Raw genomic sequence first — 17,651 nt, 5'->3', positions numbered from 1 at the left:
TCTTCAATTAAATTATTATTTTTTTATAGTGTTCATTTTATAAAGCATAATTGTAGCTATCACTACTTGCGTGTTTTATAAATGGTTTATCTTTGCCAAAAACTAAAAACCAATGAACAAGAAAGTAATACTTATGATTTTAGACGGTTGGGGAAAATCTCCAGACCCTAAAGTATCTGCAATAGACAACGCAAATGTTCCTTTTATAAACAGCCTTTACCATAATTACCCAAATGCCCAGCTTCGTACTGACGGATTAAACGTTGGTTTACCAGAAGGCCAGATGGGAAACAGTGAAGTGGGCCACATGAACCTTGGTGCAGGAAGAATCGTTTACCAGGATTTAGCCAAAATAAACTTAGCAGTAGCACACCAGACACTTGCCAAAGAACAAGTTCTTGTTGACGCTTTTACCTACGCTAAAGAAAACAATAAAAAAGTACATTTTTTAGGATTAGTTTCTGATGGAGGTGTTCACTCGCACACATCACATTTACGAGGACTTATCGATGCTTCTCAGGAATATGGTTTAGAAAACGTATTCGTTCATGCTTTTACAGATGGACGTGATGTTGATCCAAAATCAGGAGCTAAATACATTCAGGATTTAGAAAATTATATTAAAGATACCCCGGTAAAAATTGCATCAATTATAGGTCGTTATTATGCAATGGACCGTGACAAACGCTGGGAACGTGTAAAACTGGCTTATGATCTGGTTGTAAATGCAGTTGGAACTCCTTCAGGAAACGCCGTAGCCAGTATTCTTGAAAGTTATTCAAAAGAGGTTACAGACGAATTTATTGAGCCAATTGTAATGGTTGATGAAAACGCAAAACCATTAGCTACAATTGTAGAAGGTGATGTTGTCATATTCTTCAATTTCAGGACTGACAGAGGCCGTGAACTTACTGAAGCACTTTCGCAGCATGATTTCCATGAGCAAAACATGCACAAATTAAACTTGTATTATGTAACGCTTACCAATTACGATGAAACTTATCTAAATGTAAAAGTGGTTTATAATAAAGATAATATCACGGAAACCCTTGGCGAAGTTTTAGAAAAGGCCGGCAAAAAACAAATTCGTATTGCTGAAACTGAAAAATATCCTCACGTAACCTTTTTCTTCTCTGGAGGAAGAGAAGTACCTTTTGAAGGCGAGTCCCGTATTTTAAGAAATTCCCCAAAAGTTGCCACTTACGATTTACAGCCTGAAATGAGTGCTTACGAACTTACAAGTGCGCTTGTTCCGGAATTGGAAAAGGGTGAAGTAGATTTTGTTTGTTTAAACTTTGCAAATGGCGACATGGTTGGCCACACCGGAATTATGGAAGCTGCAATAAAGGCTTGCGAGGCTGTAGATGCCTGTGCAAAACAAGTTATTGAAGCTGCTCTTGCAAATAATTATACAACAATCGTTATTGCTGATCACGGTAATTGCGAAACGATGATTAACCCTGACGGTAGTCCAAATACGGCGCACACAACAAATCCGGTGCCTATTATTTTAGTGGACAAGGAATTAAAAAATATCCAAAATGGTGTTTTAGGCGATATTGCCCCTACTATTTTAGAATTGATGGGCGTTCCACAGCCTGAAGCGATGACTTGTCATTCATTATTATAGAAAACCACTTTTTTTTAATAGAAAAGAGGCAAGTTTTAGGATTTGTCTCTTTTTGCTTTTTATAGCCATAAGCCTAAATGTGACGTCTAAATCATAAAATAATGATATAACCATTCAACACCATAAATTATAAGACCGATAAATCCGCCAACTAAAGTCCCGTTGATTCTGATGTACTGAAGGTCTTTTCCGATTTCTAATTCTAATTTTTCAGAAACCTCTTTTCCATCCCAGCTTTTTACGGTTGAAGAAATTAAATCCCCTATGACTTTTTTATTATTCAGCAGGACAGAAAGTAAATCGTTTTTAATGAAATTATTGATTTTATCAGTCATAACATGATCTTCTTTCAGTCCGTTTCCAAAAATCCGGATAAATCCTGATACACTTTTTTTTATCGAAGAATTATCCCCTTTTTCTAAATCAGTTGAGATTGACAATTTTATTTCGTCCCAAATTCCATTGATATAATCCTGTACCTCTTTTTTGCCTGCAAAATTTAAAATCATGTCGTTGATTTTAATTCTCATTTCTTCTGAGTTTTTTACTTTTTCCAGGAAATTAAAAATATATTCATCAATTTTGAGGCGCACTTCGCTATCCGGGTTTTTAGCTTCATTTAAAAAATCCTGCAAACCGTTGAAAACACCTTCCGTGATACTTTTGTCCGCGAGACCGAAACTTAAAAATGGGGTTGATGCTTTAACTTTTTGCCGAATCAGATCTTTATTGTTAGTCAGCTCACTGCTCATTACTTCGAGAAGATTCGTCAGCATCTGATTTTTCAAATCTCCTTTTTGCAGGGGTTCTAATGCCACTGCAACCCAATTGCCCAAATTGACTCCTTCCAGTTTTTCCTTAAACTGAACCTGAATGAATCTCTTGATATCTTCATCTTTAATGGTTTTCAAAATTCCCGGAATTATATTTACAGCAACCGCATTTGCAATATTGTCTGCATTTTCTTTCTGCGAAAGCCAATCAGAAGCTTTCGAAGCAAAATTGAATTCATCAAGTTTAACTTCTAATTTTTCACGATTCAGAAACTCTTCAGAAACAAAATTTCCAAGATTCTCCCCTATTTCATTTTTCTTGGTCGGAATAATGGCCGTATGCCAGATTGGGATTCCAAGTGGATGACGAAATAAAGCAACTACTGCAAACCAGTCCGCAATTCCGCCCACCATGGCTGCCTCACTAAAAGCCTGCAGCATCGGTATTTCAAAATAAATGGCAATTATAAAAAGAAGTACAGCAACACCTAAAAGTGCCAAAGCGTTGCTCTTCATTTTCTTAAGAGCCTGCACTTTAGCCATATCCTGATCTATAATAGTTTTCATAATTATTGACGTTTTATTACTAATTTATGGCTTTTTTCTGAAATGCTCTTCTAAAAAAATGTTAGAATCAACGGTCTATCTGATTTTCAGATGAATTATTCGAAATTTTTACCTTAATTAATTTCAAAACCAACTTTAAAAAAATAAGATTAAAATTGTACTTTTGCGAACTGAAAATCTGAAAAATATGATTATCCAAAAAACCCGTGAAGAAATAGAATTAATGCGCGAAAGTGCCTTAATCGTATCAAAAACATTAGGAATGATTGCTTCTGAAATTAAGGAAGGGGTGACTACCTTATATCTTGACAAATTAGCAGAAGAATTTATTCGTGATCACGGTGCAGTTCCAAGTTTTCTTGGTTTGTATGATTTCCCAAATTCACTTTGTATGAGTCCAAATGCTCAGGTTGTACACGGAATTCCGAACAATACGCCATTGCAGAATGGTGATGTTATTTCTGTAGATTGCGGTGCTTTCAAAAACGGATATCACGGTGATCACGCTTATAGCTTTGAAATTGGGGAAGTTGCTCCGGAAACTAAAAAGCTTTTGCAGGTAACCAAAGAATCCCTTTATGTAGGAATCAGGGAATTTAAAGCCGGAAACCGCGTTGAGGATGTTGGAAATGCCATTCAAAAATACACTGAAGCACACGGATATGGAGTTGTTCGTGAATTAGTTGGACACGGATTAGGACAAAAAATGCACGAAGCTCCTGAAATGCCAAATTATGGTAAAAAAGGAAGAGGAAAACTTTTTGTTGAAGGAATGGTGGTTGCTATTGAACCTATGATCAACATGGGAACTAAAAACATCAAACAGCTTAAAGACGGCTGGACCATCCTGACCGCTGACGGAAAACCAAGTGCTCATTTTGAACACGATGTTGCTTTAATTGATGGAAAACCGGAAATTTTATCTACTTTCTATTATATCTACAAAGCATTAGGCATAGAAAGTAATGAAGAAGATGAATTTAGAAAAGTGCCTTTAGTATTGTAGTTATTACGCCGAGATTTTAAAAATTAAAAAAATCGAACTCCTGCAAGGTTTTCAAAACCTTGTAGGTGTCTTTTCAAACCTAAAATACCTACAAGGTTTTGAAAACCTTGCAGGAAAACAAAAAATATTTTGGAATAGCCCCATGAAAAAACTTTTCAAATTAGTTTTAAATACAATCCCACGCCCATTACTAATTCGTTTGAGTTATGTGGTACGCCCAATTTTAGCTTTATCATTAAGAGGAAGCAAATTTACCGATCCTATTGATGGAAAAAGCTTTAAATCATTTTTGCCTTACGGATACGGAAAACAACGTAACAATGTGCTTTCTCCAAGTACACTTTCGTTAGAGAGACACCGTTTGCTCTGGCTGTATTTAAACGATCAGACTGATTTTTTTACAGCGCCTAAAAAAGTATTGCATTTTGCTCCGGAACAGGCCTTTTACAAAAGATTCCGCAAGCAGAAAAACCTGGATTACACCACAACCGATTTACTTTCGCCTCTGGCAGATGTAAAAGCAGATATCTGTAATTTGCCTTTTAAGGACAACGAATATGACGTTATTTTGTGTAATCACGTTTTAGAACACATTCCGGACGATACTAAAGCGATGCAGGAATTATATCGTGTTTTAAAACCGGGAGGAATGGCGGTTCTTCAAATTCCACAAGACTTATCACGCGAAGTTACGTTTGCAGATGATTCTATTACAGATCAAAAGGAACGTGCAAAAATCTTCGGGCAATACGATCACGTTCGTGTTTATGGGCGCGATTATTTCGATAAATTAAGAAGTATTGGTTTTATTGTTATCGAAGAAGATTACACGAATAAAATTGCATCCGAATTGGTTGAAAAATACTGTTTAGCAAAAGGCGAAATTATTCCGCTTTGCTTTAAACAGGAAAACTAATTTTTTCTTTCACCAAATAAGTGATATAAGTTCATTTAAAAAAGCGTTTTCAAAATAGAGATAATTTGAAAACGCTTTTTTTTTAGCCAAATTACAAGCCAACCAAATCCCTAAACCTTGGAACCTACAAAATCATTTCAGTTCTGTTTTGACATCAGTTTTGAAAAAAATCTGAATGCCTATATTCCAACAGCCTATATTGTTGAGAGTACAAATGAAATCAAATATTTAGACAAAAAAGCAACCAGAGCAATAATTGAAAGTTTCGGAATTGATTATGAGAATTTAGATCCAAATTCAAAAAAAATTCTCACCATCTGCGAATCCTTAAAACCTGAATTTATATTCAAAAAATTCAGCGCTAAAGTAAAATCAGCCAAAACAATTGCTGATTTGCAGAAAGATTCTAAAATTGATTTTGCTATTCGTCAGCATTTAAAATTGAATTTAAGTCCGTTTTACGATTTGATTGTAAAAGAGCAATTTCCACTTTCAATCAATTTAGGTCCTGAAAAAGATTTTTATCGATCCAGAGTCAATATCGATCCGCTCGATTTTGAACCTCAGATTCAATTTGACAAACATTCAGAAGGCATTACTTATACACTGTCTTTAAAAGAAAACGAAGCTGCTTTTTTACCAATGAATAAAAGTGTAGACATTCTTTTGGATGAGCCGGGCTGGTTAATTATTGATAAAAAATTAGGGAAGTTAAAAGAACTGAATGCTAAAAAACTGACTCCATTTTTAAAGAAAAAATCAATTGAAATTCCTTCAAAATTAGTTGATGATTATTTCAAAGGTTTTATTCCTGAAATAGCTAAAAAAATCGACATCGAAGCAACAGGATTTGAAATGGAAATTCGAGATAAAATAATTTCGAGTACAATTCAGCCTGTTTATGATTTCTTTAAAAATTGTTATTACCTCAACCTTTATTTTGACTATAACGGTTATGTTTTTGATTCGGGCAAAACAAAAAAAACACATTCTTTTGTTGATTTCAGTATTGCCAACGAACCCAAAATAATTCAGTTTAAAAGAAGTGCCGTCGAAATTTTATACACCAAAAAATTACTGGAAATTGGTTTAATAAAAATCAAAAACGAACTGTTTGGACTGGATACAGAATCCAATGATCCTTATATCAATATCCAATTGATTATTGACAACAAGGAAAAACTTGAAAGTCTGGGCTTCACGATTCAAAATCTAATACTCGAAAGCAAAGAGATCATCACAGAAAGCAATACGATTTCGATTGCAAAAGAAACGAAAGCTGATTGGTTTGATATTAAAATTATCATTACGATTGGCAATTATAAAATTAATTTCAGTGAAATAATTCCGAACATTAAGAGCAAGGAAAGACTTTTCATGCTTCCTGACGGAAATTACTTTTTGATTCCGCTGGAATGGTTCAGCAAATATGGTTCTCTGGCAAAACTGGCTAAAACTGAAAATGGTACTTTATTTTTACGCAAAAGCAATTTTACAGCTTTGGACGGAATTTCAGAAATTGATAATGATTTAGAACAAATTCATCAGGCTGAGTTTACGGGTTCCGATTTATTAAAAGCAACTTTAAGACCCTATCAAATTGATGGTGTAAAATGGCTTTTGGGACATTATAACTCAAATCTGGGTGCCTGTCTTGCTGACGATATGGGACTTGGAAAGACATTACAGACTTTAGCGGTTCTTGTTTCAGTACAGGAACAATTAGGCTTTACTACCAAAACCACCAATTTTGATTTGTTTGCAAACGAAACGACTGTCGAAAGAGAGTCCCTAAAAGCTTTGATAGTACTACCCTCTTCCTTGGTTTTCAACTGGTTTAATGAAGCCAGGAAGTTTACTCCTCACTTTTCCAGAATGCAATATGTGGGTAATGACAGGAAATTATTAGCGGCCAGAATAAATTCTACTGACTTGATTTTTACAAGTTACAGTATCGTTCATCGTGATATTTCAATCTTAGAAAAATACGATTTCCGTTATCTGATTTTAGACGAAAGTCAGTACATCAAAAACAAAAATTCTAAGATTTTTAAAGCCATCAATAAAATCCGTACCAACCATAAAATTGCGTTGAGTGGTACGCCTATCGAAAATTCCCTTGACGATTTATGGTCGCAGATGCAGTTTATAAATCCGGACATTCTGGGCAGTTATGCGTTCTTTACGGAAAATTTCAAAAATCCGATTGAGAAAAAGCAGAATGAAGAAGTTCTGACAGAATTAAAAAATCTTATTCAGCCTTATATTTTACGACGTACGAAAGAACAGGTTTTAAAAGATTTACCGGAATTAACCGAGCAGATTTATTACTGCGATATGGACCCTGAACAGGAAAAATTATATGAAAAAGAAAAATCCAAAGCACGTAATTTCCTCCTTAAAACAGATGGATCAAGTCCGGATAAAATCAGCATTATCAATACTTTGATGAAATTGAGACAGCTCAGCAATCACCCGAAAATGGTAGATACTGAGTCAGAAATCGATTCCGGAAAATTTATTGCAGTCACTAATTATCTTGAAAATTTAGTCAAAGCCAAACAGAAGGCGATTATTTTCAGTTCGTTTGTTACGAATCTGAATTTCTACACCGATTGGTGCAAAGAAAATAAAATACGATTTTGCGAAATAACAGGCGAAACTCCCGCAAATAAAAGAGAACAGCAGGTAAAACTTTTTCAGGAAAACGAAGAACCACTATTATTTTTCATTTCACTAAAAGCCGGTGGTGTTGGTTTGAATATTACCAAAGCTTCTTATGTATTGTTCTTAGATCCGTGGTGGAATCCTTTTGCAGAAAAACAAGGCGTTGGACGAGCACATCGAATTGGGCAATTGAATAAAGTTAATGTAATTCGATTTATTTCGAAGAATACGGTTGAAGAAAAAATCATAAAGCTTCAGGAGAACAAAAAACTGCTGTCTGATTCCCTTTTAGAAGAAAGCTATATTAATGACGAACTGGAAGGCAACTTGGCTTACATTTTGGGTTCTTAGTAGTTAAATCCAATAGAATGGCATCTTTTTCGTTATATAAAATTGTTATATTTACAAACTTACAATGAAATAAGATGCCGAAATTTCTCTATACAAGCTTTATTTTTCTTTTCATTTTCACTTTAGCGAAAGCGCAGGAAAAAGAAATCGATCCTCCTTATAATATTAAAACTGTTTCTTTTGTTCAGAACGGTAGCAATGTTTTTCCAATATTTGAACTGGGATCGACATTTCAATTGCAGTTTGATGATTTGTTTGGCAATGAAGCCAATTATTATTTTGAATTGGTGCATTGCGATTATAACTGGAAACCTTCTGAGATTCCGAAAACCGATTATATTCGGGGTTTTGACAATCAAAGAATAATGGATTATTCAAATTCATTCAATACGCTTCAGAACTTTTCTCATTACCGGCTTTCTTTTCCAAATCAGTTCGCTACTCAACTACGGATTTCGGGAAATTATATGCTGAAAATCCTTAATGAAGACCGTGAGGTGGTCTTTTCAAGGAAATTTATTTTATACGAAAATCATTCAACGGTTGGTGTTCAGGTAAAACGAAGCCGTGATCTCAAGAATATTGATTACAAGCACAATCTTGACATTGCCATACTTTCTAACGACATTGTTTTTCAGACACCTTTGCAAAATGTAAAAGTGGTTTTGCTGCAAAATGGTGATTTTAATACCGCTATTAAAAATATTAAACCACAATACACCATCGGAAACCAGCTGGTTTACAAATATGATAAAGAGACACAGTTTTGGGGAGGCAATGAGTTTTTATATTTTGAAAACAAAGATATTAGGGCAGCCAATAATTATGTTGCAAAAGTGGGGGGCAATAATGATGTTTACAGTTCCTTTTTATATACCAATCAGGCAAGGGCCAATCAGATATATACTGTTTATGAAGATATAGACGGAAATTTTGTGGTTAACAATATTAATGCTTCCAACAATGCTATTGAAGCTGATTATGCCTGGGTTTATTTTACGTTATCCGCTCCGACATTCCGTTTAAACAAAGATATTTATATCGTGGGAATGTTTAATAATTACAGCCTCTCTCCAGAATACAAAATGGATTACAATGCTGAAAAAGGTATATACGAAAAAGCCGTTATGATCAAACAGGGTTTTACCAACTATCAATACAGAATCGCCGATAATAAAGGTGTAATTGATTTTGAAAATGCTATTGACGGAAATTTTTATCAAACCGAAAATGAATACACTGTTTTGGTTTATTACCGTGAAAGTACGGACCGCTACGAAAGAGTTATTGGTAAGGGGAATGCGAATTCATTGAACATTATCAATTAAACATTCTGAAAAAGGATTAAAATCGAATCATTTTTTTTTGTAAATTTGCAAATATAACACACACATATATACTGCTTTAGTATGGTTTCTCAAATAACAAGAGGCATAAAAATATCTGTTTTGACTAGTTTTGAAGGTACTTACTTCAAGAACTACAAGATTCATTTTGCCTTTAGTTATATTGTTACTATTGAAAACCACAGTAAAGATTCGGTACAGTTAACATCCCGCCACTGGGAAATTTTCGACTCACTAAACAACCTTGAAGTGGTTGATGGAGAAGGCGTTATAGGAAAAAAGCCGGTTTTAAAACCAGGTGAAAACCATACTTACAGTTCAGGTTGTTTGTTGTCATCTCCTTATGGTGCGATGAAAGGTCATTTTAATATGATTAATTTTACTACAACCAAAACATTTAAGGTTATAGTTCCTACTTTCAGAATGTGTGCTCCTTTTGCACTGAACTAATCAGTTTTTTATTTCGATTACCTCATCTTTTGCAATTGCATACACTTTGTCATTTTCTTCGGGAATCAGATAAAAGTTGCCTGTAAATTCTCCAAAAGCGGGAAAAATTAATTGATACGGTTTTCTAAAAAAACACGACAAGCCCAGAAATTGTTTTCCTAACCCTTTTAGTTTAATGCCGGGATGAATGTGTCCGCATAAATTAAAAAAGCTTTCTCTTGTTGAGGGATGATGTGTCAGCAGAAAATCATCAATTATAATTTCTGAATGAATTTCTACATTCAAATCAATATAATGTTGCTTTGAAATAATATCATGATTTCCTTCTACCAAAATAAGATGCTGGGTAATCGTTTTGGTCCAGTCCGAAAATAAATCCCATTCGTTATTCATTTTACTGTGAAATAAATCGCCAAGAAAAATAATCGTTTCAGCATCAAATAATTCCAAAATATTGTTTAGCCGGTTAAAATTTTCCTGTACCGCCCGCTCCGGAATCGCCATTCCGTGTTTTCTGAAATGCGCAATTTTCCCCAGATGGAGATCCGAGATTAAAAGTATTTTCTTTTCTTCCCAAAAAGCTGCACCACACGGATGCAATACAAAGTTTTGATTCTGGATTGTAATTTTCATATCTGGTTATTTCATGTAACTTGCCGTCATTTTTTTGATTCTTTCTGCTAAAGTCTCACTCGACAATTTTTCCCGAAGGCGGTCTGTGATGATCGGAAAACTAAATGGCGTTGGTTTTTTGCATTGTTTCCAGATAATAGTTTGCTTATTCACCCTTTCTAAAGCCTGAATCAGACGTCCTTCTTCCAGCTGATGTTCAAATGTTTCGGTATAAGCCTGCTGAAGCAATAAATTATCCGGTTCATAATCCCTGAAAACTTCAAAAAGCAATTGTGAACCACTTTGCAAATGTTTTGTTTTGACAGGTCTTCCAGGCATTCCGGTAAAAACCAGTCCTGCAATTACGGCAATATCCCTGAATTTTCTTCTGGCCATTTCAGTTAGATTAAGACTTTTTTGCAAATCATGATGAACATATTCTGTAGAAAACAGATTATTATCAAAAACAGACTGCATGTCAATTTCCTGATCAGATAGCAATTCAAAACCGTAATCATTATAAGCTAAAGAAAAAGTAATTGGAGACAACAAACTAATTCGATATGACAAAATACTGGCTAATGCTTCATGCACAAACCTGCCTTCAAAAAGATAAAATACCGCATGAAAACCCTCTCTGGTTTTAAAGGTTTCTATGAGAAATTCGTCAGCATCCGGAACAATACTTTCTTTTCGCTGCCTTGCAAAGATAGGCTGTAACGCTTTTAATTCGGGTGTCAGATTTTCGCTATTGGCAGCGTATAATTCTTCCCGGAGCAATTCACTCATCTGTACCGATAACGCCATTCGTCCTCCCATCCAGCTTACTGTTCTGGATTCTTTTTTAGGATCTGCCTTTCGAACCAAAACCTGCATGTTTTTCACACGAAATAATTCGAGTCGTTTTCCGGCAAATGTAAAAACGTCTCCTGGCTGCAACTTGGAGGCAAACCATTCTTCGATATTTCCAATATAACCTCCGCTTAAAAATTTCACATTTAATGAAGCGTCGCCAACAATTGTTCCTATCTGCATTCTGTGATGCATCGCAATCAGCCTGCTGTTGATTTTATAGCGCCCGTCTTCTTCAATTTCTACTTTTTTAAATTCGTCATAGGCTTGTAAACTCTGGCTTCCGTTGGTAATGAAGTTCAAAATCCAGTTCCAGTTTTCTTTCGTTATATTTTGATAACAGAAAGTTGTTTTTACTTCTTCAAAAATAGCATCGGGAAAGAACCCATCTGAAACCGCTAAAGTATTTAAATATTGTACCAAAACATCCCAGCTGTTCAGATATGGAATGCGGTCTTCGACAATTGTTTTGGCAACTGCTTTTTTAAGTGCCGAAGCTTCAATCAGTTCGATAGCGTGAGTGGCAAGGAAATAGATAACACTTTCTTTTCCGGGTTGATGCCCGCTTCGTCCTGCCCTTTGCAAAAAACGTGCAACGCCTTTTGGTCCTCCCACCTGAATAATGGTTTCAACCGGAGCAAAATCCACTCCTAAATCGAGACTCGATGTACAGACCACTACTTTTAAATCTTCATTTCTAATAGCATTTTCTACCCACAGACGTGTTTCCCTGCTAATGCTTCCGTGATGCATCGCCATATCTCCTGCAAACTCCGGATATTTCTCTAATATCGCCTGAAACCACATTTCGCACGCAGAACGAACGTTGGTAAATATTAAAGTCGTTTTGCTTTTACGGACTATTTTAGCAACCTCATCGATTAGATGTAATCCCATGTGACCGCGCCAGGGATAACTGTCCATTTTTTCAGGTAGTATCGAAAGTACATTTATTTTTTTATTGATGTGGGCTTTAATCAAAACCGAATTATTGTAAGCATCTGAATTTACCCCTAACAATACCTGTTGTGCCAATTCCAGATTTCCTATTGTGGCTGAAATTCCCCAAATTCGCATTTTGGGAGCGACCGTTTTTAATCGGGATAAAGCCAGTTCCATCTGAACTCCTCTTTTTGTGCCTAATAATTCATGCCATTCGTCAACCACAATCGCAGAACAACTGGCAAAAGTTTTAGCAAATTCTTTGGAAGCCAGTAGCAATTGAAGGCTTTCTGGTGTAGTAACGAGAAGGTCAGGCATTTTTTTGCTTTGCTTTGTCCTTTCGCTCTGAGAAGTGTCTCCTGATCGGATTCCGACCGTCATTTGTGTATTCAAATCGTCAACAATTCTATCCGCAGCCTGTTTAATTTCAACAGAAAGTGCCCGTAAAGGCGTAATCCAGATCGCTTTTAATCCGGGTTTATACTTAGTTTTATAATCCGGATTTTTCTTCATGTAATCAAGAACTATCGGAAACCACAATGCATAAGTTTTCCCGCTTCCGGTTGGTGCGTTCAGTAAGCCATTTTTTCCTTGCAGAAAAGCAGTCCAGGTCTGGGTCTGAAAAGGGAAAGCTTTCCATCCCTGATCGTGAAACCAGTTTTCGGCAATTGTGTATAGTTCTTCTCTTTTCATTTCTAACCTACATGTTAAACTGTCTTTATTGCTAATGATATTGCTTTTACCTGCAAGGTCTTTTTTTGACCTTGTAGGTATTAGCTATTATAAACAAACCTACAAGGTTTACAAAACCTTGCAGGAGCGGAAATATCTTCATAAATCAACTTTTAATAATCAAGTCAGAGGTTGTTATGAAATCATATTTTTTAAATCTTCAATTGAATTGGCTTCCTCAATTTTTTTGTCGTGCCTCCATCTCAAAATTCTTGGAAACCTTGTTGCCACTCCGCTTTTGTGTCTTTTGGATAAGGCAATTCCTTCGAAACCAATTTCGAAAACCAATTGTGGTGTCACACTTCGCACGGGACCAAAACGCTCTAAAGTATTCTTTTTGATAAAATCATCCACTCTTCGAAACTCGGCATCTGTTAAACCTGAATACGCTTTGGCAAAAGTTACTAATTCTCTTTCTCCATTATCATTGGTCTGCCAAAGTGCAAAGGTGTAATCCGTAAAAAGATTAGATCTTCTTCCGTGTCCGCGCATAGCGTAGGTCAGAACAGCATCGATTACCAAAGGTTCTATTTTCCATTTCCACCAGTCGCCTTTTTTTCTTCCCACCAAATAAGGAGAATTATTGCGCTTTAACATCAGACCTTCACTTTTCATTTCGCGCGCACGCATTCTTTCAGCTGTTACATCTTCCCAGGAATGGAGTAAAACCCTTTCTGATAGCTGAAAATGAGAAGTCTTATCTTTAAGCGAATCATATAATTGTTCCAGTAATAATCTTCTTTCTGAATAAGGCAAATTTCGAATATCCTGTCCCTCCCATTCCAAAATATCGTAGGCTTTCAAAATTACAGGCACCTTTTCCAGCAGACTTGCCGAGATGGTTTTCCTTCCGATTCTCGTTTGCAGATCATTAAAAGTTCCGATTTCCCCCTCCGGAAAAGCCAGGATTTCTGCGTCAATGACTGTTCCGTTTGGAATCAAACCAACAAATGACTGAAACTCCGGATATTTATCGGTAACCAGTTCCTCTCCTCTTGACCATACATAAAGTTCATTCTCCCGAATAATGGTCTGCGAGCGAATACCGTCCCATTTGTGTTCAATCGACCAGTCTTCGGGATTTCCTAAATTATAGACTTCACCTTCAATTGGGTACGCCAGATAAAAAGGATACGGTTTTGATAAATAATCACTGCTTTTTTCATCTAAAATTAATTCCTGGAACGTAATGGTATTCGGATCCCAGTTTCCCATAAGTTTATAAGCCAGTGCATCTTCATCAACTTCTTCTGCTTTTGATAAGGCCCTGGTCATTAGTTTTTGACTTACGCCGATTCTTAAACTTCCGGTAATTAATTTAGTAAAAACAAAGCGTTCATAATAATTTAAAGCCAGCCAGTTCTCGTGTAAATATTCTTTTTTCTCAGCATCTGATTTCTTTTTTAACGCAATAATCTCCTGGAGGTATTCTGTTAAACTTTTATCCGAATGTTCTTTTGTGGCTGGAATGATCAAAGCAATGGTTTCGGCTAAATCGCCTACTATATGATAACTTTCTTCAAAAAGCCATAACGGAATATTCGCCAGTTCATTTGCCCAAATTCGAAGTAAGGTAGTATTAACAGGTCTTGGCGGACGACGATGCGAAAGAATTGCAATGGTCCACACCTTATCTTCCGGCGACGCATTTTTAAAATAGGTCGTCAGCGCATCAACTTTTACATTCGTTTTATTCGAACTGTCGAGAGCTTTTATAAGTTGGGCAAAATTTTTCATTCTTATGCTATTTGACTCTTTGCGTATAATATTTATTAAAACACATAGAATCATAGATTTTCTTTGCGTTCAAAGGCATTTCATTTATTTAAACAAACATAGCTATGTGTGAAAACTGGTTTTTCTTTTACCTTTTTCTTTAAATTTTAAACCTATGTTTCTATGTGTTAATTTTTTTCATTGTTAATTTTCAGAAATAATAGAAGTTTGATTTTGATCTATCTCTACATCTTTTTCTTCTTTTTCCATTTCAGCCGCTTCACCTTCGTATTGCGTTTTTTCAGTTCTGGCATCATAACCCAATTCCCTTAAATATTTAGAAAAAATATCGGTGTAACCGTGTGTACAGATTACTTTTTCTGCACCAGTTGCTTTGATACTGTCGAGTAAGGAGTACCAATCACAATGGTCACTTAGCACAAAACCTTTGTCAATGGCACGTCTTCTTCTGGCTCCTCGAAAAGCCATCCATCCACTTGCGGCTCCGGTTACAAATGGTGTCATTTTCCTGATCCAGACACTTCCGTGTGCACTTGGGGGAGCAAGGACGATATTGCCTAAAAGTTCTTCTTTTTTGGTTTCTCTGGTTATCAATTCGGTTTTCGGAAAATCAACCAAAGGACGTAAAACATTCGTCATATTTTCAATGGCACCATGTGTGTAGATTTTACCGATATCGGTATCTAAATATTTTAAAAGCCTTTGTGCTTTTCCTAAAGAATATCCAAAAAGAATAGACGTTTTTCCTTCTGCCTTATTCTCTGCCCACCAATTATTGATATCTGTGATTACTTCTGCCTGTGGCGTCCAGTTAAAAGCCGGCAGTCCAAAAGTACATTCGGTGATAAAAGTATGGCATTTTACAGTTTCATAAGGAGTGGAGATTCCGTCATCTTCGATTTTGTAATCTCCTGTAAAAACCCAGACTTCGCCTTTGTGTTCAACTCTTATTTGAGAGCTTCCTATAATATGTCCGGCGGGATGCAAGGAGAATTTTACATTATTAATGACAAAGGTCTCTCCCCACTCTTTTCCGGTTACATTTATTTCGCCCAATCGATGACGAATAATCGGAATATTGGTGTGATGTGTAATATAATTTTGATGTCCCCAGCGAGCATGATCTGAATGTCCGTGAGTAATTATGGCATTTTTTACAGGTCTCCACGGATCGAGATACACATCAGCCTGCTGGCAGTAAATCCCTTTGTCGTTAAAAGCTAAGAGTGGAATTTTCATAATTATAAATTATATCTTTTTTCACAAGAGTCTCAAATTTAAAACTTTATAAAGAGTGATAATTTACAGCTTCATGCGATTAGTTTATTAAATTACAACATTTTAATATTGTATTGTGATATAATCAAAATATCCTTTGTACTTTTGCCTAAAATTAAACAATTCGTAATTTTAAAATATCTTATCCATGTTAAAAGGATTTTTTAATGTACCTAAAGCGGTTAATGAACCGGTAAAAGGATACGCACCAAACTCACCGGAAAGAGCCGATGTGCAGGAAGCTTACACTACAATGTGGAATTCTCAAATTGATGTTCCTTTGCATATCGGAAGCGAAGAAATCAGAACCGGAAATACTAGAAATATTACAGCACCGCATGATCACCAGCACGTGGTTGGAAAATATCATCTGGCTGAAAAACATCATATCGAAAAAGCAATCGCGAACGCACTTGAATCAAGAAGCGCCTGGGCAAACATGGCATGGGAACAGCGTGCTGCTATTTTCTTAAAAGCAGCTGAACTTATTGCTGGTCCATACAGAGCACGCATCAACGCTGCCACTATGATTGGTCAGTCAAAAAATATTCATCAGGCAGAAATTGATGCTTCATGTGAGCTGATTGACTTTTTACGTTACAATGTAGAATTTATGACTCAGATTTATGGAGACCAGCCAAAATCGGATTCTACTACATGGAACCGTTTAGAATACCGCCCTCTTGAAGGTTTTGTTTACGCTATTACTCCTTTTAACTTTACGGCAATTGCTGCCAATCTTCCTGCAAGTGCTGCAATGATGGGCAACGTTGTGGTTTGGAAACCAAGTGACAGCCAGGTATTTTCTACAAAAATCATCCTTGATGTTTTCAAAGAAGCGGGAGTTCCTGATGGTGTTATCAATGTTGTTTTTGGAGATGCTTTAATGATTACCGATACTGTTTTGGCAAGCCGTGATTTTGCCGGAGTTCACTTTACAGGATCGACTCACGTTTTTAAAGATATCTGGGCTAAAATTGGAGCCAACATTCACAACTACAAAACATATCCAAGAATTGTGGGAGAAACGGGTGGTAAAGATTTTATCATTGCACACCCAAGCGCTAATGTAAAACAAGTTGTTACTGGAATCACTCGTGGTGCTTTTGAATTTCAGGGGCAAAAATGTTCTGCAGCTTCAAGAGTTTATATTCCGCAAAGTTTATGGCCAGCTGTAAAAGAACAATTGATTACCGATGTAAAATCAATGAAAATGGGTTCTCCGGAAGATTTCGGAAACTTTATCACAGCAGTTATCCACGAAGGTTCTTTTGACAAATTAGCGAGTTATATCGATCAGGCTAAAAAAGACGCTGATGCAGAAATTATCATCGGAGGAAATTATGATAAATCTGTTGGGTACTTTGTAGAACCAACGGTTATTGTTACTACAAATCCAAAATACACAACTATGGAAACCGAATTATTCGGACCGGTTGTGACAATTTACATTTACGAAGATGCTAAGTGGGAAGAAACTTTAGAATTGGTTGATACTACTTCTGAATATGCTTTGACCGGAGCTGTTTTCAGCCAGGATCGTTATGCCATTGAAACGGCTACTGTAAAATTGCAAAATTCTGCAGGTAACTTCTATATCAACGACAAACCAACAGGAGCAGTAGTAGGAATGCAGCCTTTTGGCGGAGCAAGAGCTTCAGGAACCAACGATAAAGCAGGTTCTGCATTGAACTTATTGCGTTGGGCTTCGCCAAGAACTATTAAAGAAACTTTTGTAACTCCTGAGGATTACAGGTATCCGTTTTTGGGTTAATTTTTGTTTCAGGTTTCA

The 17,651-nt window shown here is 36.1% G+C and carries 12 protein-coding genes; 7 read left to right on the top strand and 5 right to left on the bottom strand.

The window, feature by feature from the left end; translation table 11 throughout:
* The first annotated feature begins 112 nt into the window (after nt 1-112).
* Nucleotides 113-1,630, top strand: a complete 1,518-nt coding sequence (gpmI, locus tag GXM17_RS05245; protein ID WP_163398233.1) for a 2,3-bisphosphoglycerate-independent phosphoglycerate mutase — start codon at nt 113-115, stop codon at nt 1,628-1,630.
* A gap of 86 nt (nt 1,631-1,716) precedes the next feature.
* On the opposite strand, the gene GXM17_RS05240 is transcribed toward gpmI, so the two are convergent.
* A complete protein-coding gene (locus tag GXM17_RS05240; RefSeq protein WP_163398232.1) occupies nt 1,717-2,970 on the bottom strand; it encodes a DUF445 domain-containing protein in 1,254 nt (417 codons plus the stop codon).
* A 187-nt stretch (nt 2,971-3,157) separates the two neighbouring features.
* Between GXM17_RS05240 and map the strand changes: the two genes are divergently transcribed.
* From map to apaG, 5 genes are all read left to right on the top strand, one after another.
* Nucleotides 3,158-3,976: a type I methionyl aminopeptidase gene (map, locus tag GXM17_RS05235; protein WP_163398231.1), complete on the top strand. Its 819-nt coding sequence runs from the start codon at nt 3,158-3,160 to the stop codon at nt 3,974-3,976.
* Between the two features lie 142 nt (nt 3,977-4,118).
* On the top strand, nt 4,119-4,892 hold the full coding sequence (locus tag GXM17_RS05230; protein WP_163398230.1) for a class I SAM-dependent methyltransferase: 774 nt from the start codon (nt 4,119-4,121) through the stop codon (nt 4,890-4,892).
* Between the two features lie 117 nt (nt 4,893-5,009).
* On the top strand, nt 5,010-7,910 hold the full coding sequence (locus tag GXM17_RS05225) for a DEAD/DEAH box helicase (RefSeq protein ID WP_163398229.1): 2,901 nt from the start codon (nt 5,010-5,012) through the stop codon (nt 7,908-7,910).
* A 74-nt stretch (nt 7,911-7,984) separates the two neighbouring features.
* Nucleotides 7,985-9,238, top strand: coding sequence for a type IX secretion system plug protein (locus GXM17_RS05220; protein WP_163398228.1), 1,254 nt, complete (start codon nt 7,985-7,987; stop codon nt 9,236-9,238).
* Between the two features lie 81 nt (nt 9,239-9,319).
* Nucleotides 9,320-9,706: a Co2+/Mg2+ efflux protein ApaG gene (apaG, locus tag GXM17_RS05215; protein WP_163398227.1), complete on the top strand. Its 387-nt coding sequence runs from the start codon at nt 9,320-9,322 to the stop codon at nt 9,704-9,706.
* Here the strand turns inward: apaG and pdeM are convergent, their stop codons facing one another.
* The 4 genes from pdeM to GXM17_RS05195 all read right to left on the bottom strand — a co-directional run bounded on the left by pdeM (nt 9,707) and on the right by GXM17_RS05195 (nt 15,820).
* Nucleotides 9,707-10,339, bottom strand: coding sequence for a ligase-associated DNA damage response endonuclease PdeM (pdeM, locus tag GXM17_RS05210; protein ID WP_163398226.1), 633 nt, complete (start codon nt 10,337-10,339; stop codon nt 9,707-9,709).
* Nucleotides 10,340-10,345: 6 nt separating this feature from the next.
* On the bottom strand, nt 10,346-12,805 hold the full coding sequence (locus tag GXM17_RS05205) for a ligase-associated DNA damage response DEXH box helicase (protein WP_163398225.1): 2,460 nt from the start codon (nt 12,803-12,805) through the stop codon (nt 10,346-10,348).
* Between the two features lie 174 nt (nt 12,806-12,979).
* Complete coding sequence (locus GXM17_RS05200; RefSeq protein WP_163398224.1) at nt 12,980-14,581, bottom strand: ATP-dependent DNA ligase; 1,602 nt, start codon at nt 14,579-14,581, stop codon at nt 12,980-12,982.
* A 183-nt stretch (nt 14,582-14,764) separates the two neighbouring features.
* Nucleotides 14,765-15,820: a ligase-associated DNA damage response exonuclease gene (locus tag GXM17_RS05195; protein ID WP_163398223.1), complete on the bottom strand. Its 1,056-nt coding sequence runs from the start codon at nt 15,818-15,820 to the stop codon at nt 14,765-14,767.
* 187 nt (nt 15,821-16,007) lie between these two features.
* On the opposite strand from GXM17_RS05195, the gene pruA reads away from it, so the two are divergent.
* Nucleotides 16,008-17,633, top strand: a complete 1,626-nt coding sequence (gene pruA, locus GXM17_RS05190) for an L-glutamate gamma-semialdehyde dehydrogenase (RefSeq protein WP_163398222.1) — start codon at nt 16,008-16,010, stop codon at nt 17,631-17,633.
* Nucleotides 17,634-17,651 lie beyond the last annotated feature (18 nt).

This window comes from Flavobacterium fluviatile (genome assembly GCF_010645065.1).
GTDB classification, from domain to species: Bacteria; Bacteroidota; Bacteroidia; order Flavobacteriales; family Flavobacteriaceae; genus Flavobacterium; species Flavobacterium fluviatile.
This window is presented reverse-complemented; position numbering and strand designations above follow the sequence as displayed.

Coding starts and splice junctions, on each gene's coding strand:
- GXM17_RS05220 (WP_163398228.1), top strand. CDS start 7,985: ATGCCGAAATTTCTCTATACAAGCTTTATTTTTCTTTTCATTTTCACT.
- map (WP_163398231.1), top strand. CDS start 3,158: ATGATTATCCAAAAAACCCGTGAAGAAATAGAATTAATGCGCGAAAGT.
- gpmI (WP_163398233.1), top strand. CDS start 113: ATGAACAAGAAAGTAATACTTATGATTTTAGACGGTTGGGGAAAATCT.
- GXM17_RS05205 (WP_163398225.1), bottom strand. CDS start 12,805: ATGAAAAGAGAAGAACTATACACAATTGCCGAAAACTGGTTTCACGAT.
- pruA (WP_163398222.1), top strand. CDS start 16,008: ATGTTAAAAGGATTTTTTAATGTACCTAAAGCGGTTAATGAACCGGTA.
- apaG (WP_163398227.1), top strand. CDS start 9,320: ATGGTTTCTCAAATAACAAGAGGCATAAAAATATCTGTTTTGACTAGT.
- GXM17_RS05230 (WP_163398230.1), top strand. CDS start 4,119: ATGAAAAAACTTTTCAAATTAGTTTTAAATACAATCCCACGCCCATTA.
- pdeM (WP_163398226.1), bottom strand. CDS start 10,339: ATGAAAATTACAATCCAGAATCAAAACTTTGTATTGCATCCGTGTGGT.
- GXM17_RS05195 (WP_163398223.1), bottom strand. CDS start 15,820: ATGAAAATTCCACTCTTAGCTTTTAACGACAAAGGGATTTACTGCCAG.
- GXM17_RS05240 (WP_163398232.1), bottom strand. CDS start 2,970: ATGAAAACTATTATAGATCAGGATATGGCTAAAGTGCAGGCTCTTAAG.
- GXM17_RS05200 (WP_163398224.1), bottom strand. CDS start 14,581: ATGAAAAATTTTGCCCAACTTATAAAAGCTCTCGACAGTTCGAATAAA.